26 protein-coding genes and 1 other annotated feature are annotated in these 25,218 nt (G+C 39.3%); of the genes, 24 read left to right on the top strand and 2 right to left on the bottom strand.

What is annotated here, in order from left to right; all coding sequences use genetic code 11:
* The first annotated feature begins 121 nt into the window (after nt 1-121).
* Complete coding sequence (locus ACYSNQ_RS10405) at nt 122-997, top strand: aldo/keto reductase (RefSeq protein WP_426083098.1); 876 nt, start codon at nt 122-124, stop codon at nt 995-997.
* Nucleotides 998-1,163: 166 nt separating this feature from the next.
* On the opposite strand, the gene ACYSNQ_RS10400 is transcribed toward ACYSNQ_RS10405, so the two are convergent.
* Nucleotides 1,164-1,598: a hypothetical protein gene (locus ACYSNQ_RS10400; protein ID WP_426083096.1), complete on the bottom strand. Its 435-nt coding sequence runs from the start codon at nt 1,596-1,598 to the stop codon at nt 1,164-1,166.
* A gap of 387 nt (nt 1,599-1,985) precedes the next feature.
* Nucleotides 1,986-2,804, bottom strand: coding sequence for a LysR substrate-binding domain-containing protein (locus ACYSNQ_RS10395; RefSeq protein ID WP_426083095.1), 819 nt, complete (start codon nt 2,802-2,804; stop codon nt 1,986-1,988).
* Between the two features lie 635 nt (nt 2,805-3,439).
* Here ACYSNQ_RS10395 and ACYSNQ_RS10390 point away from each other — a divergent pair.
* The 23 genes from ACYSNQ_RS10390 to ACYSNQ_RS10280 all read left to right on the top strand — a co-directional run bounded on the left by ACYSNQ_RS10390 (nt 3,440) and on the right by ACYSNQ_RS10280 (nt 25,215).
* Nucleotides 3,440-4,819 (top strand): hypothetical protein, encoded by a 1,380-nt coding sequence (locus ACYSNQ_RS10390; RefSeq protein WP_426083093.1) that lies wholly within the window; start codon nt 3,440-3,442, stop codon nt 4,817-4,819.
* A gap of 260 nt (nt 4,820-5,079) precedes the next feature.
* Nucleotides 5,080-5,508 carry a hypothetical protein gene (locus ACYSNQ_RS10385; RefSeq protein ID WP_426083092.1) on the top strand — a complete coding sequence of 143 codons (429 nt, stop codon included), beginning with the start codon at nt 5,080-5,082 and terminating at the stop codon, nt 5,506-5,508.
* 339 nt (nt 5,509-5,847) lie between these two features.
* Complete coding sequence (locus ACYSNQ_RS10380) at nt 5,848-6,324, top strand: dCTP deaminase/dUTPase family protein (RefSeq protein ID WP_426083091.1); 477 nt, start codon at nt 5,848-5,850, stop codon at nt 6,322-6,324.
* 127 nt (nt 6,325-6,451) lie between these two features.
* Complete coding sequence (gene radA / locus ACYSNQ_RS10375; protein ID WP_426083089.1) at nt 6,452-7,822, top strand: DNA repair protein RadA; 1,371 nt, start codon at nt 6,452-6,454, stop codon at nt 7,820-7,822.
* Nucleotides 7,823-7,954: 132 nt separating this feature from the next.
* Nucleotides 7,955-9,094 (top strand): PIN/TRAM domain-containing protein, encoded by a 1,140-nt coding sequence (locus ACYSNQ_RS10370; protein WP_426083087.1) that lies wholly within the window; start codon nt 7,955-7,957, stop codon nt 9,092-9,094.
* A 3-nt stretch (nt 9,095-9,097) separates the two neighbouring features.
* Nucleotides 9,098-9,796, top strand: coding sequence for a 2-C-methyl-D-erythritol 4-phosphate cytidylyltransferase (gene ispD, locus ACYSNQ_RS10365; RefSeq protein WP_426083085.1), 699 nt, complete (start codon nt 9,098-9,100; stop codon nt 9,794-9,796).
* A gap of 6 nt (nt 9,797-9,802) precedes the next feature.
* Nucleotides 9,803-10,276 carry a 2-C-methyl-D-erythritol 2,4-cyclodiphosphate synthase gene (ispF, locus tag ACYSNQ_RS10360; protein ID WP_426083083.1) on the top strand — a complete coding sequence of 158 codons (474 nt, stop codon included), beginning with the start codon at nt 9,803-9,805 and terminating at the stop codon, nt 10,274-10,276.
* A 15-nt stretch (nt 10,277-10,291) separates the two neighbouring features.
* Nucleotides 10,292-11,749 carry a glutamate--tRNA ligase gene (gene gltX / locus ACYSNQ_RS10355; RefSeq protein ID WP_426083081.1) on the top strand — a complete coding sequence of 486 codons (1,458 nt, stop codon included), beginning with the start codon at nt 10,292-10,294 and terminating at the stop codon, nt 11,747-11,749.
* Between the two features lie 10 nt (nt 11,750-11,759).
* Nucleotides 11,760-11,970: a binding site (T-box leader), on the top strand.
* Between the two features lie 129 nt (nt 11,971-12,099).
* On the top strand, nt 12,100-12,648 hold the full coding sequence (gene epsC, locus ACYSNQ_RS10350) for a serine O-acetyltransferase EpsC (RefSeq protein ID WP_426083080.1): 549 nt from the start codon (nt 12,100-12,102) through the stop codon (nt 12,646-12,648).
* Complete coding sequence (cysS, locus tag ACYSNQ_RS10345; protein WP_426083078.1) at nt 12,632-14,044, top strand: cysteine--tRNA ligase; 1,413 nt, start codon at nt 12,632-12,634, stop codon at nt 14,042-14,044. Before epsC ends, cysS begins: the two co-directional genes overlap by 17 nt.
* The gene (locus ACYSNQ_RS10340) at nt 14,041-14,448 is read left to right on the top strand and encodes a Mini-ribonuclease 3 (protein ID WP_426083255.1); all 408 of its coding nucleotides are present in this window, start codon (nt 14,041-14,043) and stop codon (nt 14,446-14,448) included. The genes cysS and ACYSNQ_RS10340 overlap by 4 nt, the downstream gene beginning before the upstream one ends.
* A complete protein-coding gene (gene rlmB / locus ACYSNQ_RS10335) occupies nt 14,429-15,247 on the top strand; it encodes a 23S rRNA (guanosine(2251)-2'-O)-methyltransferase RlmB (protein ID WP_426083076.1) in 819 nt (272 codons plus the stop codon). The genes ACYSNQ_RS10340 and rlmB overlap by 20 nt, the downstream gene beginning before the upstream one ends.
* A gap of 12 nt (nt 15,248-15,259) precedes the next feature.
* Nucleotides 15,260-15,790, top strand: coding sequence for an NYN domain-containing protein (locus ACYSNQ_RS10330; protein WP_426083074.1), 531 nt, complete (start codon nt 15,260-15,262; stop codon nt 15,788-15,790).
* Nucleotides 15,791-15,990: 200 nt separating this feature from the next.
* Entirely contained in the window at nt 15,991-16,551 is a 561-nt protein-coding gene (locus ACYSNQ_RS10325; RefSeq protein ID WP_426083072.1) for a sigma-70 family RNA polymerase sigma factor, read from the top strand.
* Nucleotides 16,552-16,672: 121 nt separating this feature from the next.
* The gene (locus ACYSNQ_RS10320; RefSeq protein ID WP_426083070.1) at nt 16,673-16,918 is read left to right on the top strand and encodes a Veg family protein; all 246 of its coding nucleotides are present in this window, start codon (nt 16,673-16,675) and stop codon (nt 16,916-16,918) included.
* A gap of 171 nt (nt 16,919-17,089) precedes the next feature.
* Complete coding sequence (gene ispE / locus ACYSNQ_RS10315) at nt 17,090-17,941, top strand: 4-(cytidine 5'-diphospho)-2-C-methyl-D-erythritol kinase (RefSeq protein ID WP_426083068.1); 852 nt, start codon at nt 17,090-17,092, stop codon at nt 17,939-17,941.
* A 200-nt stretch (nt 17,942-18,141) separates the two neighbouring features.
* Nucleotides 18,142-19,122: a metal ABC transporter substrate-binding protein gene (locus ACYSNQ_RS10310; RefSeq protein ID WP_426083066.1), complete on the top strand. Its 981-nt coding sequence runs from the start codon at nt 18,142-18,144 to the stop codon at nt 19,120-19,122.
* A 280-nt stretch (nt 19,123-19,402) separates the two neighbouring features.
* A complete protein-coding gene (locus tag ACYSNQ_RS10305) occupies nt 19,403-20,083 on the top strand; it encodes a metal ABC transporter ATP-binding protein (protein WP_426083064.1) in 681 nt (226 codons plus the stop codon).
* A complete protein-coding gene (locus tag ACYSNQ_RS10300) occupies nt 20,056-20,892 on the top strand; it encodes a metal ABC transporter permease (protein WP_426083062.1) in 837 nt (278 codons plus the stop codon). The genes ACYSNQ_RS10305 and ACYSNQ_RS10300 overlap by 28 nt, the downstream gene beginning before the upstream one ends.
* Before the next feature lie 144 nt (nt 20,893-21,036).
* Nucleotides 21,037-21,855, top strand: a complete 819-nt coding sequence (purR, locus tag ACYSNQ_RS10295) for a pur operon repressor (RefSeq protein WP_426083254.1) — start codon at nt 21,037-21,039, stop codon at nt 21,853-21,855.
* Between the two features lie 352 nt (nt 21,856-22,207).
* Nucleotides 22,208-24,340 (top strand): lectin-like domain-containing protein, encoded by a 2,133-nt coding sequence (locus ACYSNQ_RS10290; RefSeq protein WP_426083060.1) that lies wholly within the window; start codon nt 22,208-22,210, stop codon nt 24,338-24,340.
* Entirely contained in the window at nt 24,327-24,653 is a 327-nt protein-coding gene (locus ACYSNQ_RS10285) for a hypothetical protein (protein WP_426083058.1), read from the top strand. Before ACYSNQ_RS10290 ends, ACYSNQ_RS10285 begins: the two co-directional genes overlap by 14 nt.
* Nucleotides 24,643-25,215: a WxL domain-containing protein gene (locus tag ACYSNQ_RS10280; RefSeq protein WP_426083056.1), complete on the top strand. Its 573-nt coding sequence runs from the start codon at nt 24,643-24,645 to the stop codon at nt 25,213-25,215. Before ACYSNQ_RS10285 ends, ACYSNQ_RS10280 begins: the two co-directional genes overlap by 11 nt.
* The last annotated feature ends 3 nt before the right edge of the window (nt 25,216-25,218 follow it).

Here is a 25,218-nt window from a genome sequence, read left to right as displayed (position 1 = left end):
TATACTCCTTAGACCACTTTTTTGTAAGTATACCACAATAAAGTGCCTTCTTGTGCCGGGTTCATCAGGCAGCTATACTGAAGCTGATGTTGGATTTCAACAGAAAAGGAGGAAAATAGTAATGGAAAAAAGAATCGTAGGATCTTCTTTAGAGGTTAGTAGTATTGGGCTGGGTGCAATTAATTTTGGAACGAAGGTTTCTGAAGAACAGTCATTTAATTTGATGACAGAATATGCGTCATTAGGAGGAAACTTTATCGATACAGCAAATAATTATGCTGTCTGGAATGGCGGCGACGGTCGGGAAAGTGAACGGGTTATCGGCAAATGGCTGACTCATGCCAAGAAGCATGGAAAAATGGTGTTGGCCACAAAAGTGGGGGCACTAAGCGCTAAAGGGTTTGAGCAAATGGAGGGCTTGAGTCGTGAAGTGATTCTCCGTTCTGTTGAAAAGTCCTTAAATAGCCTTCAGACAGATACGATTGATTTATTGTATCTTCATGTTGATGATTTTAAGACACCGCAGGAAGAAGTAATGGAAACATTGGCTGAACTCATAAGAGAAGGTGTTGTGCAGGAAATTGGTTGTAGTAATTTTTTTAGCTGGCGGCTTGAAAAGGCGCGACAGATTTGTCTGGTACGGGATTTGCCTTTTTTCAGTGCTATACAGCAAAGATACAGCTATTTGGCGCCAGTGATTGATGCCGATCTGTTTCCTCAGGTAGCGCTGAATGCGGATATGAAAAGCTATTTAACTACACACCTTGAATTAACACTGGTAGCTTATTCGCCGTTATTAAAAGGTCAGTATAATACAGCAGAAATTATAGACAGCAAGTATGATACTCTTGAAAATAGAGAACGGTTAGCGCAGCTGCTTCTTAAAGAAGAAAAACCGAATCAATGGGTGCTGAAGCATATTACAGGAGCTTTTGGCGGCAGTGTTGCCCTGGTAACAACCTCGACAATCCCTCATCTTCGAGAAGTAATGGTTTAAATTATATTTGAATCATTGAATGACAGGCAATAAGGTTCTTTAATGCCTAGAGTTTCATTTGGAGATAATGAATAAAAAAATACATGCCATAATATTCCGACTATGAAAAGTTAGATTAGCTAGATGTTTCTTATTATCTCTAGCGTTTACAAGGCCAGCTGTGGTTTTATTCATTATTTTTTTCTTTATAAATGGCTGTATCCGAGTGATTTCTTTTTTGAATGCTGGTCACTTTACCGTCAAATTCATTTTTATCTATTTCCACCAGCTTGCCGGCTTCTTTGATATAAAGCAGGTAGGCTGTGGTGTTATCTGAAAATACAGCATGGGCTACCCAAATATTCCGCTGAAAAGAATTATCATGAGTGTAAATACTGATGTCTAATTCTTCCCGTTTCTTATCCTGGTTATTTAAAACGGTGTTGATGATGTGTTCGATAATTTCTGAATCTTCTACATCATAGATAATTCCCTGTTCTTCTGTTTCAATAGTGCTTGATGATTCAATACTAGATGCAGGAACTGCGGTGTTTTTTGTCTCATGATGTGCTGTGCATCCAGTGAACAGACCTAAAAGTAGAATAATTCCGATTTTTTTCAATTAAAACCCTCCCCAACCAACTAAAATAGTATTTAACGTTTATGATATCAAAAGGTTGAGAAGGTGACTATAGGAAAAAAATAATGCTTTGTTTTTAAGGTTGATTTAAGGTAGCTGTCGTATTCTATAGACAACCCAATAACCAAACTTTTTCATTTAATACTTTCCTAACCCTGTCTCATATGAGGCAGGGTTGCCTTTTGTTCAAGAAAAAAAGAAACAAGTCAGTGCGCGCATTCTCATACTTTCATCCTTTAAAACTGAATAAACAGTGTTCCCGAAGCGTTCTCTTCGGAAAAAAATCAGACTATACTGCGAATGGAAGAAACCATTCGCAGTATAGTCTGATTTTTTTAAGGTGAAACACCACTATTACAACTTCGCTTTCTAATTAAAAAGCTGTTCTTCGATGTATTGGCAGATCGCATCAATTTCTTTTCGGAATCGTTCTTTATGAGCCACAAGGTAGAGCTTACGGGTGCTTTCCTCAGGAAGCGGCATCCAGTTAATTTGGCTGGTGACAGACATTTTAGAAATGACTGAGCGCCCGATACCTTCCTCAAGCAAAGCTAAAATAACTTCATTGTTATTTACTTGAATAATTGGCGGTGTTAAATTGTGTTCTTTTAAATAACGTTCGTTGTAATAACGAAGTCCGGAAGATTGTTCCCGAAGCAGCCAGTAGTCAGCTTCAGGAGAGCCAGCCAAAACTAATTGATCCTCATAAATAGCGGTTCGTGTCAGCTGCGGGCTGGTGAGTTCGGAATTTTCGATAAAGCCAATATCTATTTTATTTTGTTCCAACTGTTCGACAACCGTTGCTGAGTTCATTGTTAAAAAACTGAAGTCAATTGTTGGGAAATGTGCGAGAAGTGCTGGTGTAAATTTAGGAACAAAATGAACAGAGCAGGTATGAGAGCAGGCAATCACACACTTTTCTCTAAATAATTCCTTTTTTGAAACGCGTGCTACAGAGTCCTCCCATTCTTCTAAAATAGTTAAAAATCTTGGATATAGAAAGACTGCTTCAGATGTAGGATGAATGACTTGCTTGGCTTTGCGAATAAAGAGGACTGTTTGTAGCTGTTCTTCTAATTTTTTGATTTGAGCAGATACTGTCGGTTGGGATAAGAACAGAATATCCGCAGCTTGGGTAAAATTTTTTGTTTCATATACGGTAATAAACGTTCGAATTAACTGAAACATAGATTTTCCCTCCTTCTTTATTATTATATAGAGGTTGGAACAGAAATGCTAAATTTTGATAGCTAAGCAGCTACGGATCAACATCGACGTGTACCTTACGGTGCATCTCAGCAATAAAAAAGGTTCTTTTAATGGCGAGTTTGGAACAATAATCTATTTCTACATTTTTTTGCGTACTTAAATTTGAATAAACAGTGAGGTGGGTAGTTACACCACTGTAAATCCTGTAAAAGATACTGAGTACGGAAAGTGACCTACAGGCAAAGATAATTGTGATATATCTCAATTTTATAGGAGTTATATATTAAAAAAGACTGATTTATTTGCCTGTTCATTCATAAGAAAAACTGATTTGTAGAGTAAAATAAGTGAAAAAGTAATTTTTAATGAAAACTGTAAGAAAGCGCTTCTCATCGTGTCTGTTTTATCTTATAATAAATAAAAAATATTTATATTTGTACATCTCTTATCCTAGAAAATGAGAAAGAAGCTACAAGTAGAAACAGCTTAATAAAAAATAACTAATAAATTTCAAAGAAATAGCCTTAAAAAAGAGGTTTTCTTTCGATTTTGTCTTTTGGCAGTGATAGACTATAAACAAGACTAACAAAATCAAAATAGAAGGAGTTGAAAATATGGCGTCTAAAAAACCAGCTGTTCAAAAATCATTTCCAGCAATTCCTTTTGTGCTGACCAATACAATTACATTTATCCCTTATCTGGTTTTTTTAAATTTGCATACAGGTGTCAACTTAGAAAGTGTTTTGCCTTTTGTTCTTTTTTACACAGTACGGATGACAGGCATTTTCTTATTGAAAAGCTTTCGCCTAGGGCTGACGACGCTTCATGTTTTATGGCTTTCTTTGATTGTCGGTGGTCTTGGAAGCATTTTTGGAATTTTGGGTGAATGGTGGCTACCCTGCTATTATTTGGCAGCAGTTTTAATTGGTTTAAGTGCCGCATGGCTGCCGCCAGCCAATACGACAATTAAATATCAGCGGAAAGAGCTGAATATTGAGCAGCAGAAAAGCGGAATATTCGATTTTCTGTTTCTCGCTATTTTGCTTGGCATCTTTTTAGGCGCGCTAATGATAAACTTTCCAGGAAAGAGAATAGTAATCTTTGCAGAATATACTTTTTTATTTTTAGCTTCTTTTCGAACGGTTAATGATTATCCAGTTGAAGATAGAAAACTAGAGAAAATAGATCAGCAAACATTTTTTATGAAAGAGTTTTTGTTATTTTTAGTTTATTTTATTTTGTTGATTATTGTTCGCTTAGCAAGGGCATTATTTGATTCAGAATTTTTAACTGCTGCAGTCATAGGCTTCTCAATCTGTCTGCTTTTGGCTGCATGGTATATCAATACGATTCACAAAAATTGGAAGCTGCCAATCTGGCTAAATCTCCTGACCTTTATTAATGGCATGTGTACGAATTTTATTCTATTGTTCGGCACCTTCTACACCGCTTTCTACTTTGGAAATGATAAAATCACTTTATATTTATACTTACCTTATCTGCTGGGAATTCTAATTTCTAAGCTGTTAATACGCTATATTTATCAGCTGTTCCCAAGAGTGGATAGAGAGCTGCTTCATATCTTTGGGTTGATTTTTTCATTATTGTTACTGTTATTTCCAGCGATATTTCCATTTGGGGTTCTTATATTCAGTCTGTTTATCAGCGGAACCAGTACTTATTTAAATCAGACATATGCAGAGAATGAAGAACTGCCACAGGATCAGCGCATTATTATGAAGTACAGCACTCAATCTAAAGGAAGCATTACTCATCAGCTCTTGCTGATAACAGGACTTTGGGTTATGACGAAAGAGTTTGGAATTTCTGCCAGTACTGTATTGCAGATTACGGGGCATAAAGCAAATACTCCTCAAACAGTACAAATTATAGATACGATTCATTATGTTAGTATAGGCATCCTGCTTTATCTGCTCTTCTTTATTTTGTATGAGCGGTTATTCAAAAATAGAGAGATAACTATTGAAAAGTAATCGATAAATAGGTGGGTCAGTGCTAGAATTTTCAGTCTCTTCTAATAGAAACGTTTTTTGTAGTTATTCGCCGCATTTCAGTAATAATACGTTCATTTATTTTATCAATTTTTTCTGTTATTTATATTATAATAGCTACATGTAGTTCGTTTGTGTCCTGTCGTCTAAATAAGGTTGAACGAACACTTTGAATTATGCTATTATGTTTAAGTATTTAATTTTTTTAAATGCAAAATAATGTAAGAAAAAAAGGAGAAAAAATGGAAACTAAAGGAATTAAGGTGTGGCCGGTAATGGGGGTTATCGCGTCTCTTGTTGTAAGCTTTATCAGTTTGTTTTTGCCAATCATGGCCTATGGTTCAGAGACATATTCGTCTTACTGGGAAGATGGTGATGGAGAAATTGCCATGTTTGTGACAATTGCAGTGGTTCTTGTCGGAATTTTTGCAGTGTTGACATTGGTGACAAAGAAGCGCGTTTTGAATACAATAACAGGTATTCTGAGTATTATCGCAGGCTTATTATTACCAGCTGGTAATGCATTGATTGTTTTTGTCGGCTTTGACAGAGTAGGAATTTCCCCAGCTATTGGGATTTATCTTATGTTTGTAGGCACAGTTGCTCTTTTTGTTTTTGGTATTATCACATTGAGAGCGAACAAAAAGAAAAAAGCATCCGCAGCAGCCTAGGTCAAAGGCTGTCGATTATAGATTGAATGCATAAACAAAGCTTTCTATTTCAGGATTTGAGTGAAATAGAAAGCTTTGTTAAAGAAATCTGTATATGAAAAGAGTTGTGACATCACTGTGTCACAGCTCTTTTTTAGATTCAAAAATACTGAATGGAGAATAAAGACTGAACAAGAAAAAATTTCCAAAAAATAAGTATATTAAAATAGTAAAATCTTCTTGTAATAAAGGCAGAATAGGAGGAGTGGATATTAAGGTTTAGCAGCCTCTATAATCTTAGGATGGATGTCAGGTGTGTGATATAATAAACACAGTTCAGAAATATAAGGGAGAAGAGATATGAGACAACGAGGTTTTGAAATTATTTCAGATTATAAGGACAATGGAATCAACCTTCCGGCCCGTGCTACCAGCGGAGCAGCGGGGTATGACTTTGAGGCTGCTGAAACAAAAATTATTCCAAGTATTTGGCAGCAAAAAGATACAGGGACTGCACCGAAGCCTACTTTAGTAAAAACAGGAATCAAAGCGTATATGCCGCAGAATGAGTACCTTGAGCTGGTCAGTCGTTCATCTAACCCGCTGAAGCGTTTTTTACTTTTGGCAAATGGTGTAGGTGTAATCGACAGTGATTACTACGGTAATGAAAATAATGAAGGACATATTATGTTTCAGTTCTTGAATTTTGGTTATGAAGATGTTGAAATCCGAAAAGGTGAACGAATCGGTCAGGGAATTTTCAAGCCATTTTTACTAGCAGATGGGGATCAGGTGGAAACAGAGAGAACTGGTGGATTTGGATCCTCTGGACAATGATAGATTAAAATCTCTTTAAAGTTCGCTTTTTAGTTGATAAGTCTTAGTGTAATAAGAAGATAGTATGTTAAAATGTTATCAGTCATTTTGAAAATAATGTAACAAATGCAGTACAAGGAGTTGTGGTATGGCCAAAAAAGCAAAAGTCCAATTTGAATGTCAATCCTGCGGCTATATTTCGCCTAAATACTTAGGCCGTTGTCCAAATTGCGGACAATGGAATTCAATGACAGAAGTAGCAATTCAGGATACTTCTGATAGAAGAGTAAGAGTTAGTCTAACCGGGAAGAAAACACAGCCGCAGAAGCTGACAGAGGTTGTTCCCCGGAAAGAACCTCGGGTAGCAACAAAGCTGGCAGAGCTCAACCGGGTTTTAGGCGGTGGTGTTGTGCCGGGCTCACTGGTTTTAATCGGCGGGGATCCGGGGATTGGAAAATCAACACTGCTGCTGCAGGTTTCTCAGCAGCTAACCGAAGTCGGAGGCAAGGTTCTCTATGTTTCAGGAGAAGAAAGTGCGGATCAGATTAAGCTTCGAGCAGAACGACTTGGAACAGCCAATCTTGATTTTTACCTATATGCTGAAACAGATATGCAGGAGATTGCCCGAGCTATCGAAAAGCTGGAACCTGATTACGTGATTATCGATTCTATTCAAACAATGACCCAGCCTGATGTGACTAGTGTTGCAGGAAGCGTCAGTCAGGTTAGAGAAACGACGGCTGAACTACTGAAGCTAGCTAAAACCAACGGCATTGCCATTTTTATTGTCGGTCATGTAACCAAGGACGGATCAATTGCCGGTCCGCGAATGCTGGAGCACATGGTAGATACGGTGCTGTATTTTGAAGGTGACAAGCATCATACGTTTCGGATTTTGCGTGCAGTAAAGAATCGGTTTGGTTCTACCAATGAAATCGGTATTTTTGAAATGCGGGAACATGGATTAGAAGAGGTTGCCAACCCTTCTCAGGTATTTTTAGAGGAGCGGCTGGATGGCGCTACTGGCTCAGCCATTGTCGTAGCAATGGAAGGAAGTCGTCCGATTCTTGTAGAGGTGCAGGCGCTAGTTACACCGACCGTTTTCGGTAATGCTAAGCGAACAACAACAGGCCTTGATTTTAACCGAGTGTCTTTAATTATGGCTGTACTTGAAAAAAGAGCTGGGCTGCTGCTGCAAAATCAGGATGCTTATTTAAAAGCGGCAGGCGGTGTCAAGCTGAATGAACCAGCAATTGATTTAGCTGTGGCAGTTAGTATTGCTTCCAGCTATAAGGAAAAAGGAACAGCCCCCACCGAATGTTTTATTGGTGAGATTGGTTTGACTGGTGAAGTACGCAGGGTCAACAGTATAGAACAGCGAATTCGGGAAGCCGAAAAGCTCGGATTTACCCGAATCTATGTCCCTAAGAATAATTTGAGCGGCTGGGATCCGCCAAAAACGATTGAAATTATTGGTGTCTCAACAATTGGAGAGACACTGAGAAAAGTTTTTAAATAGCAAGGGGTCTTATATTAGGCTGATTTTGCTGTTTACTGACGAATAATTGGTTGAGAGAAGCATCACTACTAGGTGAAGCTTCTCCCAGCTTAATACAAGGATAGTCGTAAAATTTATGGAGGAGGAGAATGCATGCAGAAACGTGTAATCACTGTACTGATGGTTATCGTCGGCGCTAGTCTAGGCATTTCATTATTACCTACAGCGTGGCAGATGATTCAACAGGCAGATAATCAATGGCTGAACAATAACTTTACTAACAGTTTAATCGGTGCAATTATTTTCTTTATTTTATCTTTAGTGTTAGCAAAGTATATTGTTTCAGCAGTTAAGCGAGTAGAAAAATCATTAAATGAGGTAAGTCTTACTTATTTACTATTTGGGAGTATTGGTGCAATTATCGGATTAACGATTGGTGTAATTATTTCAATTCCAATGTACAATCTGGAAATTCCAGTTGTTAACAGTTTACTGCCTATTTTGTTAATGATTATGCTGGGCTATTTAGGGTTCCGTATGGGAACCACGCGGATTGATGAATGGAAGAAGATATTTACAAGTAGACAAAAGAAACCCGCTGAAAACGAAGGTCAGCTGTTAGAGCGCAAAGTTGAGGATCATTTTCATAAATATAAAATTCTTGACACTAGTGTAATTATTGATGGCCGAATTTATGATATTGCAAAGACGGGTTTTTTGGAAGGTGTTTTACTGATTCCTAATTTTGTATTGTATGAATTGCAGTATATTGCTGATTCTGGAGACAGTCTAAAACGTGTTCGCGGCCGCCGGGGTCTGGATATTCTAAATGCGCTGCAGAAAGAAGATGGAATTTCCGTAGAAATGTATGACGGGGATTTTGAAGATATTGCCGAGGTTGACAGTAAGCTGATTAAGCTGGCGAAGCTTCTTGACGGCGTTGTGGTGACAAATGACTATAATTTAAATAAAGTTTCCGAATTTCAAAATGTTCCAGTATTGAATATTAATGAGCTGGCGAACGCAGTTAAGCCGGTAGTTATCCCTGGCGAAACGATGAATGTGATGGTCGTAAAAGCCGGAACAGAAAGACAGCAGGGTGTAGCTTATTTGGATGATGGAACGATGGTTGTAGTGGAGGACGGTCAGCATTACATGAATGAGCATATTCAAGTCGTTGTGACAAGTGCACTTCAAACAGCAGCCGGACGAATGATTTTTGCAAAACCTGCCCATTCTGGTCGAGGTCTTGATGAGAATAAAGGCGGTAGTCAGGCGAATGAGAAGAAGTAGGCTATGAAAGAGTACGAAGTTATATTATTGGCGGCTGGACAAGGGAAAAGAATGAATGCTTCACGTAATAAAATTCTGCTTAATCTTATGGGAAAGCCGATTATTCTTTATTCGCTGAAGACCTTTTTTAGTGACCCAGCGTGTAAACACATTATTTTGGTTACTCAAGCGAATGAAAAAAGCCTTTTGGAAGCCGCGGTTCGTAAACTAAAAAAAAGCCAAAGCTGTCCGGTAACGATTGTTTCTGGTGGAAGTGAACGCCAGTACAGTGTATATAATGGTTTAAAAGCATTAAAGAGTGTTGAAAATATTGTGATGGTGCATGATGGCGCCCGCCCGTTTGTCACGTTGTCGCAGTTAAAGGCACTCCATGCCAAAGTGATGGAAACAAGAACAGCTATACTGGGTGTTCCAGTGAAGGATACAATTAAGCGGGTTGTAAAGGGACAGGTGGAAGAAACGATTCCACGGGATACACTGTGGCAGATTCAGACACCGCAGGCATTTTTTGGTAAAGACTTGCTAGGGGTTCATGAAAAAGCACGGGCAGAAGCTTTTTTAGGAACAGACGAATCATCACTTATGGAAAAGTATAGTGACCTGCCCGTCTCTATGGTATTAGGGAGCTATGAGAATATCAAATTGACAACACCAGAGGATATGCTGATTGGTGAGGCAATTGTCAAAAGAAAAAGGAGTTAAAGCAGTATGTTTAGAATTGGACAGGGATTTGATGTACACCAGTTGACAGAGGGACGCAAGCTGATTATCGGTGGTGTAGAGATTCCCTTTGAAAAAGGGCTTTTGGGACATTCTGATGCAGACATTTTACTCCATGCGATTACAGATGCTTTATTAGGGGGAGCGGGCCTAGGGGATATCGGTCATTTATTTCCAGACACAGATCCGGCATTCAAAAATGCAGATTCTATAGAGCTGCTGCGTGAAGCAAACAAAAAAGTTCTGTCAGCAGGCTTTACTATTAACAATATTGATTGTACAATTTTAGCAGAACAGCCGAAAATGAAGCCGCATCTTGAAAAGATGAAAGAGAATATTGCTGTTGCTTGTAGTATTGACCAAACTCAGGTTAATATCAAAGCAACAACAATGGAGAAAATGGGCTTTATTGGACGTGAAGAAGGTATGGGAGCGATGGCGGTCGCTTTACTTGAAAAGTAGAAAGAGGAAAAGACTATGACAAAAGTTCGTGTACGTTACGCACCAAGTCCAACAGGACACTTGCATATTGGAAATGCAAGAACAGCATTATTCAATTATTTATTTGCCCGTCACAATGACGGTGAATTCATTATCCGGATAGAAGATACAGATCAGAAGCGTAATATTGAAGACGGTGAAAAAAGTCAGCTGGAAAACCTGGCTTGGCTGGGAATTAACTGGGATGAATCACCGGAAAATCCTGGAAAATACGGACCATATCGTCAGTCTGAAAGAAAAGATATTTATCAGCCGCTGATTGATCAGCTGTTGAGCAGCAATCGAGCATATAAATGTTATTGTACAGAAGAAGAACTGGAAGAGGAACGTGAAGCACAAAGAGCTAGGGGGGAAATGCCTCACTATGGTGGGAAATGTGCCAATCTATCTCCTTCCGAACAAGCTGAAAAAGAAGCACAGGGCATACAACCAGTTGTACGTTTTCGAGTTCCGCGGAATACATCCTATACCTTTGAAGATATGGTTAAGGGAGATATCGCCTTTGAATCAGACAATACTGGCGGCGACTTTGTCATCCAAAAACGCGACGGCATGCCTACGTATAATTTTGCAGTAGCTGTGGATGATCACATGATGAAAATCACCCATGTATTGCGTGGAGATGACCATATTGCCAATACACCAAAACAATTGATGATTTATGAAGCATTTGGCTGGACTCCGCCTCATTTTGGACATATGACGCTGATTATTAACTCAGAAACAGGGAAGAAATTAAGTAAACGTGATGAAACAATCCTGCAGTTTATTGAACAGTATCGGGAATTGGGGTATCTGCCGGAAGCCATGTTCAACTTTATTGCTTTATTAGGCTGGTCTCCAGTAGGAGAAGAAGAAGTCTTTGCTCAAGAAGAACTGGTAAAAATCTTTGATCCGGAACGTTTGAGCAAGTCACCAGCTGCTTTTGATGGTAAAAAACTGGAGTGGGTTAATAATCAGTACATGAAGCAAGTCGAATTGGATAAGCTGGCAGATATGTGCATACCTTATTTGATTGCTGACGGCAGAGTAGAAGAAAATCCGTCTTCTGAGCGTATCGAGTGGCTGAAGAAGCTGGTTAGCCTGTATAAGGATCAAATGAGCTATGCGGCAGAAATCGTTGAGCTGTCTAATCTGTTCTTTAACGAACATCCTGTTTTAGATGATGCAGCGAAGGAAGTACTGGCAGGAGAAACGGTACCGGAAGTCTTAAAGGCCTTCAAAGCACAGCTGGAAGCGATGGACGTATTAGATGTTCCAGCGATTAAAGCGGCAATTAAGGCAGTTCAAAAAGAAACTGGCGTCAAAGGGAAGAACCTATTCATGCCAATTCGTGTGGCTGTTTCTGGGCAAATGCACGGACCGGAGCTGGCGGAAACAATTGAGCTTTTAGGTAAAGAAAAGGCTCTGGCACATTTAGAAAATGTTTTATAAACAAGGATAAAGAAACACAGTGAGAAGGAAAAGTAAGAAGTATACTGTTCACAGAGAGACTATGGGTGGTGGAAATAGTCAGCAGAAGCATCTGAAATGCCCCTTTGAGTGGTTTCAGCGAAGTCAGTAGCTGAAAACGTAGAACAGACGTTACCTGTATTGAGATAAAGCAGACTTCTGCTTTATGAAAAAAAGTGGGACCGCGTGCAAACGTCTTTTGAATGGAAATTTTCCATTCAAAGGGCGTTTTTTTGCTTTAATTACATTCGAAAGCAGTCGCTGTTCATTTAATTAAGGATAAAATTCTTTGATAGATGGGAAAAGAAGAAATGATAAAGGAGGGATAACTAGTGAGTTGGTTGAAACAAGCAGTTGCAGCTGTAAAAAAGAATGATCCAGCGGCTCGTTCTACTGCAGAAGTTTTACTTACATACCCAGGTGTTTATGCCTTGTTTTGGCATAGATTGTCACATTTTTTCTATAGGCATCATCTTTATTTGCTGGCTAAAATTCATGCTCAATTTTGGCGTTTTCTGACAGGTATTGAGATTCATCCCGGAGCTAAAATTGCCCCAGGCGTTTTTATCGACCATGGAATGGGTGTGGTCATCGGACAAACAGCCGAGATTGAAACAGATGTTGTTTTGTTCCACGGCGTAACTTTAGGCGGAACTGGAAAAGACTGCGGTAAGCGCCATCCTACAGTAAAAAAAGGAGCAGTTATCTCTGCTAATGCGCAGATACTGGGGCCGGTAACAATCGGAGAACGGTCTAAGATTGGTGCAGCAGCAGTTGTTTTGATTGATGTTCCGGCGGATGCTACAGCGGTAGGAATCCCAGCAAAAATAGTAAGGATTAAAGGAAAGAAGGTAGGGGAAACACATGATACAAATCTATAATACATTGAGCAGACAGAAGGAAGAGTTTGTACCATTAGAGGCAGGAAAGGTTAGCATGTATGTCTGCGGACCGACTGTTTATAACTACATCCATGTTGGAAATGCCCGCAGCACAATCGCTTTTGATACGATTCGCCGCTACTTTGAATATCGGGGCTATGAGGTGAACTATGTTTCTAATTTTACTGATGTAGACGATAAAATTATTCGGGCTGCCAAAGAACTGGGAATTAGTGCGCCAGCGGTAGCAGATCGCTTTATTCAAGCATTTACTGAAGATACTCAGGCTTTGAACGTAAAGCCTGCGACAGCTAATCCTCGTGTGATGGACCACATGTCTGATATTCAAACGTTTATTCAGGTACTGATTGATAAAGGCTATGCTTATGAAGTGCAGGGAGACGTTTACTATCGTACAAGAAAATTCGAGGGCTACGGTAAATTAAGCCATCAGTCAATTGATGAGCTGGAAATCGGTGCAAGTCAGCGCACAGGTGAAGAATTACAGCTGAAGGAAGACCCTCTTGACTTCGCATTATGGAAATCTGCGAAGGAAGGTGAAATTTCCTGGGATTCTGCTTGGGGACCAGGGCGTCCAGGCTGGCATATTGAATGCTCAGTCATGGCAACGAAACACTTGGGAGAGACCATCGATATTCACGGTGGAGGACAAGATTTGGAGTTTCCTCATCATGAAAACGAAATTGCCCAAAGTGAAGCTAAGACTGGTAAAACCTTTGCAAACTACTGGATGCACAATGGCTATGTTACGATTGGTGAAGAGGAAGAAAAAATGAGCAAGTCATTAGGGAATTTTGTGACTGTTCACGAGCTGATCAAGGAAGTAGATCCGCAGATTCTACGCTTTTTCATGGCAACGACTCAATATCGTCGTCCTGTCCGCTACAGTGAAGCAACAGTGAAGGATGCAGCCGCTAATTATCAAAAACTAAAAATTGCTTTTGAAAATCTGTCATTCAGAAAAGAAGCAGCAGAAGAAACGCTGGCAGATGATGCAGTACGTCTAGAACAGTTAAACCTGCTGAAAGAGCGTTTTATCAAAGAAATGGATGATGATTTCAATACTGCAAACGGTATTACCGTTGTTTATGAACTAGCGAAATGGATGAACGAATACAGTGGAGAAACAGCTGTTTCTCAAAACGTTCTGCAGCAGGCATTGAGCTTGTATACAGAGCTGTTAACTGTTTTTGGCATTTTACTTACGCCTGAGGAGCTGGTAGATGATGAGGTAGACCAGCTAATCGAAGAACGAAACCAGGCGAGAAAAGACCGTAATTTTGCCCGTAGCGATGAGATTAGAGATTTGTTGAAAGATCAGGGAATTATTTTGGAGGATACACAGCAGGGGACAAGATGGAGACGGGAAAAATGATGGACTATACACAGCTGAATGGTTTAGCGTTAGCTTATGTAGGGGACGCTATTTACGAAATTTATATTAGGGACTATCTAGTTGCTCAAGGTCTGACAAAGCCGAATATGCTTCATCGCTCCGCAACTAGCTATGTATCAGCGAAGGCGCAGGCTGATTTAAGCGAGAAAATGCTTTTAGAGGGCATACTGACAGACGAAGAGGAGCTAATCTATAAACGAGGACGAAATGCAAAAAGTCATACATTTGCTAAAAATGCAGATGTGGCTTCTTACCGCAAATCTACTGGTTTTGAAGCGCTGATGGGTTATCTACATTTATTAAAGCGGACAGAACGCTTGGAAGAACTGATTACATGGTGTATAAAGGAGATAGGTGAAAAAAATGAAACCAGCAAAAAATAAATATCAAGGGAAACGCAGAGAAAAAAAAACTGTTAGAGTTCAGCAAAGCCAGGCATCAGTTGAAGAAAATAACGGGGATTTTATTTTTGGCTACCACGCTTCTCTTGAAGCACTGGAGAATGATCGGGGCAACAAGCTATTTTTACAAGAGGATATTTCTGGAGAGAAGATTGAAAAACTAAAAGAAACGGCTAAAACTCGTTCAGTTCCAGTTAAATGGGTACCAAAGTCTAAGCTGGATACTTTGAGTGATCATGGTGTTCATCAAGGAATTGTTTTGGCTGTTACAGCCTATGAGTACCTTTCTTTGGAGCAGCTGCTTGAAAAAACTGAAACAGCGAATCCGTTCTTTCTAATTTTGGATAGTTTGGAGGATCCGCATAATTTTGGCTCTATTTTGAGAACGGCAGATGCGACTGGAGTAGATGGCATTATTATTCCAAAGCATCGAGCTGTTGGAATTACTTCAGTGGTTGTCAAGGCTTCCACAGGAGCTGTAGAGCATGTTCCAGTGGCTAGAGTGACGAACCTAAGTCAGGCTGCTGCAGATTTGAAGACAGCAGGATTCTGGATATTCGGAACAGATATGAAGGGAACAGATTACCGTCAATGGAATACGGAAGGATCTATTGCTCTGATTATTGGAAATGAGGGCCGTGGTATGAGTAAAGGTCTATACAAAGATGTAGATGAGCTGCTGACGATTCCCATGACAGGTCATGTACAAAGTTTGAATGCCGGTGTGGCAGCAGGTTTGCTGATGTATGAAGTATATCGGGGCAGAAACCCGAAGGCGTAGGGAGATGAGCAGGTGAAAAAGCAGTTACTGATCGTAGACGGCTATAATATGATCGGGGCTTGGCCGGAGCTGGCCCGATTAAAGAATCAAAATAAGCTGGAAGATGCGAGAGAAGAATTGCTTCATCGGTTGTCTAATTATGCTAAATATGAAGGCTTAGAAATCATTGTTGTATTTGATGCACAACTAGTGCCCGGCATTCAGCAAAGCTACCGCAAATATCAGCTAACGGTTATTTTTACAAAGGAAGATGAAACTGCCGACAGCTATATCGAGCGAACTGCTGGAGAAAAAAATGATCTTTTGACTCAAGTAACGGTTGCTACAAGTGATTTAGCAGAGCAATGGCTGATATTCTCCAAAGGAGCCTTACGAGTGTCAGCAAGAGAACTGTATGATCAGATTCGCAAAACAGAGCGGACAATCGCCATCCATGCTACAGACATTAAGTTCCAGAGTTTTAGGCGGAACTCGCCGTGGAGCCTGGAGCAGCTATCTAAACTATCAGATGTTTTGGAAGATTTGTCTAATAAGAAAGAATGACAGCATAATAAAAATACGTAAAAAAATGATCTTTTCACTTATAAAGTGTAAAAATTATTCAAATAATATAAAAAGTTCTCTAAAAGAAGAAAATATTTATCAAAATATATTTTCTTCTTTTTTTGTCTTCTTATTTTAAATCGAAAAATGGTACGCTCTCTTCAACAAGTCAAAGACTATTTAGTTGAGGGGGGAATAAAGTGAATCAGTTCGAAAAGATATTACAGGGAGATTTTGATGCATTTGCTCAGCTGTATCGGAAGTATCATCCAGTAGTCTTTAAAATGCAGACAAAATATTACTTGAAAGGGTTTGATCAGGAGGATTGGCTTCAAGAAGGCCGGATTGTTTTTTTCAGATCTATTGAAAAGTATAAAGATGGGCATAATGTAACAATAGGCAATTTTTTTAAGCTTAACTTTGAAAACCACATCCGTAGCCTAGTGAGAAAACAGTGCGCATATAAGCGAAAGAGTGACATGTCTGCTGTCTCACTAGATCAGAAAATAGACACGCAGGGGGAAACGTTTTTTGACCATATGCAGATTGAAGAATCCCAGACGCTGGACTATTTAATCATCAGAGAAAAATTGGAGGAATTTCCCAGTATTTTATCTTCCTTCGAACGGGTTGCATTCGAAGAATATATGAACGGAAAAGAGCTGAATGAGATTGCAGAAGATTATTCCGTTCAGCAGGTAAAAGTTAGGAGTGCCTATGATCGAGCGAAGAAAAAAATTAAATCATTGATTTATGATTAGAAAATAAAAAGAAAAATGATAAAAAAATAATTAAGGTAGAAGTAGTTGCAATTATTTTTATGCTATGGTAAACTTGATATTTTCCTCTATATAAGCTATAATGTTTTCTGAGGTGAATGTAATGCCAACAACTTTAGCTTCAATAAAGAAAGATTTGGAATGCCGTATTGGCAGCAAAATAACATTGACTGCGCAAACGGGGAGAAAACGGCAAACAGAACGTACGGGTGTTTTAACTGAAACATATCCATCTGTTTTTGTTGTAGACTTAGATCCAGATGAAAACTCATTTGAACGAGTTTCTTATAGCTATTCAGATGTGTTGACACGCACTGTAGAAATCGAGTTTCTCGGTGAAGCTGTCTGAATATAACAAATTAAGCGAAGCAGGACAGGTCATTGTCTTGCTTGGCTTTTTTTGTTTGCAGCGTCTTCTATCTATATCCTGGTGTTTTTCATATGTACTTCGGTAAAAACATATGTTAGAATTTTAAAGGATTGTACGACAGGATGGCAATGCAGAGAAATAGGTGGGGAAATGGAGATAATTGAAAAAGCGCCAGCGAAAATAAACTTAGGGCTGGATGCATTATATAAGAGAGAAGACGGCTATCATGAATTAGAGATGGTTATGGCGAGTGTAGATTTAGCTGATCGGCTGATTTTCGAAACACTGCCGGAGAATCGAATTATTTTGGAATCAAACAATTCTTTTATTCCTCTAGATAAAAAAAATCATGTCTATGCAGCGGCAGAACTGCTGAAGCGGAGACTATCGATTCAAGAAGGTGTCAGAATATACATTGAGAAGCAGGTTCCTGTAGCAGCAGGATTAGCAGGCGGCAGCAGCGACTGCGCAGCAGCTCTTCGAGGTTTAAACCGATTATGGCAATTGGAATTAACCAATCAAGAATTGGCAGAGCTAGGCAGTGAGATTGGTTCAGATGTCCCGTATTGTATTGAAGGCGGTACTGCATTTGTTACTGGCAGAGGTGAGAAAATTGAGAAACTGCCGCCAATGCCGCAATGCTGGGTTGTATTAGTAAAACCCAAAATGAGTGTTTCAACGGCCTCTATTTTTGGCAGTCTTTCCTTTAATAGTATTCAGCATCCAGATATCAAGGGATTGAAAGATGCGGTACTGGCACAGGATTATCAAAAAATGACTGAACAAATTGGCAATGCACTGGAATCAGTGACCATTCAAAGATACCCCGTTGTCCAGCAGATTAAGGATCGGATGCTGAAATTTGGTGCTGATGCAGCATTAATGAGCGGTAGCGGCCCTACTGTATTTGCATTGTGTGATAAAAAATCGCGGGCTCAAAGAATTTATAATGGCTTAAAAGGTTTTTGTGATGAGGTTTACCTTGTTCGGACATTGAAGTAGTAAATAAAATGTGAAGCGAAGGGCAGTGTTTTCCGACACAATCCTTCGCTTTTTATTCTTATAGATTCTTAATCTAAAAAATAAACATAGAAAATTTCTATGTTTGTCTTGACGAAATTTTTTTCTTCTGATAAAGTAGTTCTTGCTCTTAAATCGTAAAAATTACGATTTGTCTAAATAAATCGGAATGGAGAGAGATGATGAAGAGAAAATTTTTGAAATATAGTACAGGTATCGGTATGCTGTTAGTTGGTTCATTGCTTTTATTGAGTGCATGTGGAAACTCGAAAACAGCATCTTCCAATGAAACGAATGAGAACGGCATCAAGATAATGACTACTTTCTATCCGATGTATGACTTCGCTAGTCAGGTAGTGGGTGATGAAGGGACTGTGGAACTGCTTATTCCTTCTGGAACAGATGCCCATGACTTTGAGCCTAGTGCAAAGGATATTGCGAGAATTTCTGATGCGGATGTTTTTGTATACAATAGTAAAGAGTTTGAGACTTGGTCAGAAGATATTCTTAATAACGTAGATCAAAAGAAGGTAGCTGTCATAGAAGCAAGTCAGAAGATTGATTTGATGGAAGGCAGTGAAGAAGACCACGACCATGATCACGAAGAAGACGCAGCTCATGAAGGACATGATCATAGTCATGAGCTTGACCCTCATGTTTGGCTTGATCCAGTTTTAGCGCAAAAAGAAGTTGAGGAAATTCGCGATGGATTAGTAAAAAAATACCCAGATAAAAAAACTGTATTCGAAAAAAATGCTGCCGCTTATATTGAAAAGCTGAAAGCCTTAGATGGAGAATATAAAACTGCTTTTGCCAATGCTGAGAACAAAACATTTATCACGCAGCATGCTGCATTTGGCTACCTGGCTAAGCAGTATGGCTTAACACAGGAATCAGTTTCTGGTATCTCTCCTGATCAGGAGCCTTCGCCAAGCCGGTTGGCAGAGTTGAAAACATTCATCGATGAACACCAAGTAAAGGTAATCTATTTTGAAGCGACTGCTTCTTCCAAGGTAGCAGAAACATTGGCTAATGAAACAGGTGTGGAATTGTCTGTTTTACAAACATTGGAAAGTCTGACTGAAGATGAGCAGAAAGATGGGAAAGACTATCTATCTGTTATGCAGGAAAATCTTGCTGCCTTGAAAAAGAGTATCCGCTAAACGGATAGAAACAAAATAAAGAAATGATTGAAAGACCGGGACAGAAGCGTTAAGCTTTGAGAACCAGATAGATACTATTCAAAAGCAGTTCGTACCTCACTGTGTTTTTCAGCAATAAGAAGGATTTTTTCTGAACAACTTTACAAATTTTAAAGAAAGTTCGGCTTATTTCCGAAAAAAGCTGCTTTTGTACCGCAGTCTATTCGAATTTTAGAAAAAGAGGAGTTTGGACCTTTGTTATGTCCCAAACTTTGAAGCGAAAAGGAGGTGCAGCAGGGGTATGCACTATATTGATGTGAAAAATTTGACCTTTTATTATGATGACGAGCCTGTGCTGGAGGATGTTTCTTATTATGTTGACCCAGGGGAGTTTGTCATTTTGACAGGGGAAAACGGTGCAGCTAAATCGACATTGATAAAGAGTACGCTCGGTCTGCTTAAACCAACCAGTGGAACGATTACTTTAGCGGACAAAAATGCGGACGGAGAAAAAATCAGCATGGGCTATATTCCTCAGCAAATTGCTTCGTTTAACGCAGGCTTCCCTAGTACCGTTTTGGAGCTGGTACGTTCTGGCCGTTTTCCTAGAAAGCGCTGGTTTAAGCCGCTGACTGAAAAGGATCATCTCCATGTAGAAAAAGCTTTAAAGGCTGTAGGAATGTGGAATATGCGCCATAAACGTATTGGTGAACTATCTGGAGGACAAAAGCAGAGAATTAGCTTAGCGAGGCTTTTTGCTACTGACCCGGATTTATTTATCCTAGATGAGCCAACAACTGGTATGGATGAAGAATCACGTAATGAATTCTATCGCCTGCTGCGGCATAACGCTCATGATCATGGAAAAGCTATTTTGATGATTACTCATGATCATGAAGATATAAAAGCTTACGCTGACCGCCAGATTCGTCTGGTGCGAAAGGAGGATTCTCAATGGAGATGTTTTCATATGAGTTCATGAGAAGGGCTTTTCTAGCCGCTGGTTTTATTTCTGTAATTGCCCCAATGTTAGGGGTATTTCTAGTAATCCGCCGGCAGTCGCTGATGGCGGATACCTTGTCTCACGTATCGCTGGCAGGGGTAGCATTAGGACTGTTCTTTAACTTGAGTCCTAATTTGACTACTTTGCTAGTGGTAATCGCTGCAGCGATGATTTTAGAGTATCTGAGGGGACTTTACAGCACCTATTCTGAAATCTCAATCGCAATTCTGATGTCGGGAGGTCTAGCGCTGGCGCTGGTCTTAATGAATCTGAACAGCGGAAGTTCAGCTACAAGTATTCAATCCTATTTGTTTGGTTCAATTGTTACAATCACTTGGGAACAGGTAATTATTCTAGCTGTCCTGTTTGTTGTTCTAATCATTTTATTCTTCCTGTTTAAACGGCCAATGTATGTTTTGACCTTTGATGAGGACACTGCTCATGTAGATGGTCTGCCGATTCGCTGGATGTCGATGCTGTTTAATGTTATTACCGGAGTGGCGATTGCCGTGATGATTCCAATAGCCGGTGCGCTGTTGATTTCAGCGATTATGGTTTTACCTGCTGCTGCTGGAATGAGGATCGGCAAAGGCTTTAATTCAGTCATCTTAATTAGTACAGTTGTCGGCCTGGTTGGAATGATGTCTGGTCTTGCAGGTTCCTATTATCTGGAAACACCGCCAAGTGCAACCATCACACTAGCTTTTATTGGTATTTTTCTGGTGATTAACATTGTTCGTCATGTAGTCACAGTCTCTTTAAGAAATAAAAAACTGAATGAAAGATAAGGAAAAACGAAGATTCTTTTCCTTATCTTCTTTTTTTTGCCATAAATTGCGAACTATTTTAGTTTTTTTTATAAAAATACTCGAATTTTTTAGTCTAAACCCTTATAATAAGGAGCGACAATGAAAAAAGGAAGTGAACAGATTTTGAAGACACGCAGAAGTGAGCGCTTGATTGATATGACTCAGTATTTACTTAGCCATCCACATACATTGGTTTCTTTAACTTTTTTTGCAGAAAGGTATCAGTCTGCAAAATCATCAATCAGTGAGGATCTTGCGATTATCAAGAAAACATTTCAACAAAGAGGGACTGGTCTACTGGAAACCGTTCCAGGAGCTGCCGGTGGGGTGAAATTTATTCCTAAGATTCCGTATGAAGAAGCGAAACAATTCATTATGGAGCTGGGGAATCGATTATCTGAACAAGATCGTCTGCTGCCGGGGGGCTACGTTTATCTTTCTGATTTACTGGGTCAGCCCGAATTACTCCGCCAAATTGGCCGTGTGATTGCTTCAATGTACTTAGATCAGAAGGTCGATGCTGTGATGACGGTTGCTACCAAAGGGGTACCTATTGCCCAGGCCGTCTCTTACTATTTGAATGTTCCTTTTGTTATCGTTCGCAGGGATTCTAAAATTACTGAAGGATCAACTGTAAGTGTGAATTATGTCTCTGGTTCATCTGAGCGTATTGAAAAAATGGAGCTTTCCAAGCGCAGCTTGGCAAGAGGCTCACGGGTACTGGTTGTGGATGACTTTATGAAGGGCGGCGGTACTGTAAATGGTATGAAGAGCCTGATTGAAGAGTTTGAAGCGGAACTGGTAGGCATTACAGTGTTTGCGGAATCTAAATTTAACGGTCAGCGAGCGATTAATGATTATACTTCGCTGCTTTATGTAAAAGACGTTGATACACAGACCAAAACAATCAATGTAGTAGCCGGAAACTATTTCCAAGATTAAAAATTTTTCTGTATAAAAGTCAAATCTTAAAAAAAGAAAAAGCTTAGCTATTTTAAAAATAGTTAGGTTTTTTCTTTTTTTTAAATAACAAAAGAACATTTGTTATAAAAACAATAAACGATTGGAAATTTATTGCTTTGGAATCGAAATAGAATTGCATATATGAAGAAAAGCGTCAATAAGGAAAATTTTTTTCTGAAAAAATTAATAGAAAGCTTCAAAAAATAATAGAAAACGAGACTTTAGATGACGGAAAATTCAATTTGATAGTGTATTTGTTATTTCTAAATCATGGCTTTATACTGTTGAAAGTCAAGGTTTGGATAATTTTTGAAAGGAGGTAATTATCTTTTTGGTTATAAAAAAAGTTAAGCCAATATTATTTCTTTTTTTATTAAGCACACTATTTATCTTTCCGAATTCTGGTGAAGCAGCTGCTTTAAACGGTATTGCAGATATTAATCAAGTGAAGGATCGGCTGATTAAGCTGGACAATTACTTTTATCCAGTTGTAAATGGGCAAGGAGTAGTAAGTAATGTAACCAAGGCAGATGGGTATGACATTGTTAATGTGACAAAACGAAATTCTACCTATGGGAATGGTGCTATCTGGTCAGAGGACGAGTATCGGATGAATCTGAACTATGACTTCTCTACAAGTATGTGGCTTTATTTTGGTGTAGATCCTTCCAGCGGCAGTAAGCCGGAAGACAAAAAGGTTGGAGACGGAATGGCATTTGTTATGCATGCGGATAAAGAAGGAAAGAATGCCTATGCCAAATCTTCAAAAGGCGGCAATGTGTTTGGCGGTGGTGCTTCTCTGGGTGTCTGGGCACAAGCGAACAATACAACTAGTGCTAGAGGAGCCATTACGAACTCTTTAGCGATAGAATTTGATAATCACATTAATAAGGATGGGATGGATAAAGGAACCACGAATGGCAGTGATGATACTAAGCCATATGGTCATGTCGCCTGGAACTATCCAGGAATGGCTTCTTCTTACGGACGAAATGGTTTGTTAAATCGTACGTTGGTGCACAAAGATGCCCAGGCAGTCGACACATTCGGGGACGGCAAATGGCATCAGCTCTCTATCCGCTGGGACGCTTCTGAAAGTAAGCTGACCTACAGCTTTGATCAACTTGGAAGTAAAACGATTAGCTTGGACCCGCAGGCTGTCTTTGGAACCAAACTGGTATATTGGGGCTTTACCGGCTCTACAGGCAAAGCTAGTATGGATGCTCGAATAGTTTTCGAAGAATTTCCAAGACCTATTTTTACTTCGATTATTGAGTCTGTAAAAAATGAACAGGGGCAAAATGTGATTGATACACTGGTCACAGGAGGACAAAAGCTAAGGTATAGTATTGATTTGGAAGATATAAAAGGAACAGGTGAGTTAAAAAACATTACAATAGACAAACAACTTGATTCGAATAGTTTGTTTTCACAAGAAGAGGCAAATATTCAGATGTTAAAAAATGGACAAAATATAGACAATCAAGTAGAAATTTCTGAAGGTAACTTACGCTTTACAAGTAAGCAGCCACTCTCTCTTGTAAAAGGAGATAAGCTGCAGTTATCGTTTGATGTTGAAATGAAAGAGTCAGAAAGAACGCCCGAAAAGCCTCTGGAGAAAAAAATTGATGGTGGAAAAACAACCTTATCAGCAGTAAACAATGTAGGAGAGGCGTTGTCCTTTTCCACTCATCCTGGCTTTTTTCGTTTGAATAGCAATCTATCTCCTGAATTGGAGCAACTTGAAGTGCCTGATCAGCTTTCTATAGAGCAGGAGCTTGAGGTTAAGGCCTACTGGGAAGAATTAAATGTAGCTGATACAGGCACTGTGAGCTTTGTTTTGGATGACCTTAGCACGAGTATCCCAGAGGACATAAAAAGAGAAGAGATCTTTACTACGGATAATAACGGAATTTATCAAGGGCGTGGAATGATTCAAGTGAATTTTGGGCAACTGCCGGCGGGTGATTATCAGCTGACTGTGAAAGCTAAAGATAAAAATCAGCTTGCCTCGAATGAAATTATTAAAAAAGTAACGGTAATAGGTTCTCTTACTCTAGTTTCAGTGCCAAATCAAATTGATTTCGGAGAAATTGCGATTAACCAGATAGAAAATGGTCAAAAGAGCTATCCGCGGATAGCTGGGAATAAAATGTATGTAGAAGTATCTGATTTAAGAGCTGCGAATGCTTCGCCATGGGTTTTAGTAGCGACAGTTGAACAGCCGCTGCAGGTATCTGGAAAAAATCAATTATTATCAGGAAAACTATATTTTTCTGAAACAGGAACTGGAACATCTGGGGATAATCAGGTAGACGAGCAGCTGCTTCTTATTCGCCAGCAAGGTTCATTTAAGAAGACCTGGTCTGAAGACGAAGGTATTTTACTGCAGGTAAATGATACAGTAATCAAGGGAAATTATTCAGCAGTGATTAACTGGACACTGCAGGATGGCATTTCTTGAAGCGAAAGGCGGGGATGAAAAAATGAACAGACAATGGTTTTTGACAGTGTTTTTGATGCTGATGCTATTCCTGTTGAACCCTGTTTCAGCCGTAGCTTCAGAAAATAAAAGTAAAGTAGGAATCACAATCTATCAAGAGGGAACAAGTGATTCTGCTGAACAAAGCTCTGAAATCAAGACCGCTGAAAATCAAGGACAGCGTGTTTTTCCTAAAGCAAATGAAGTTATTCAAATGCAATACGTTTTGCTAGGGGCAGGCTTATTGCTGCTGGCAGGAGGCATAGAAAGGTGGAGAAATCAAGGTGAAGTTTAAGCATAAAATCAGCTGTCTTTTTTTACCGATAGTTTTCTCAGCAATTATACTGCCTATTTCCAGTGAAGCAAGTACTATTGAAAGAACAGAGATAACAGTAACAGGTGACAAAGTTTCTTTTGGAGATTTAAAAATTACGAATGTAAGCCATGTCAGTTTCGGAGAAAAAGCAATAAAAAAACAAGCGATGACCTTTTATTCTGATACTGATTTAGTTATAGAGATTGAAGATTTGAGACAAAGCACATCACCTTGGAAGCTAAATCTAAAGGTTTCTCCGTTTGTGAATGAAAAAAATGAAACCCTTAAAGGTGTTAGCTATCATGTGGGAAAAGGTTCTGTAACAGGAGCGACAGAAGGAATTACAGGAAAAGGATTCTCCTCAGAGGATTTTAAGGAGGAGCATCAAGAGTTTGATCAGGTCCTTTATAGTGATGGAACAAAAAAGGGTCAGTTTATTTATACAGTAAAGTCTAATGATATTTGGCTGTATTTACCGCCAAAGCAGCCGCAAGGAATTTTTCATGCAGAAAAAAGCTGGCTGCTGGTGGATAGCATATAGTAA

The sequence above is a fragment of the Enterococcus sp. LJL51 genome, assembly GCF_054871795.1.
The sequence above is the reverse complement of the archived record's forward strand: the minus strand, read 5'-3'. Positions and strand labels throughout refer to the sequence as shown.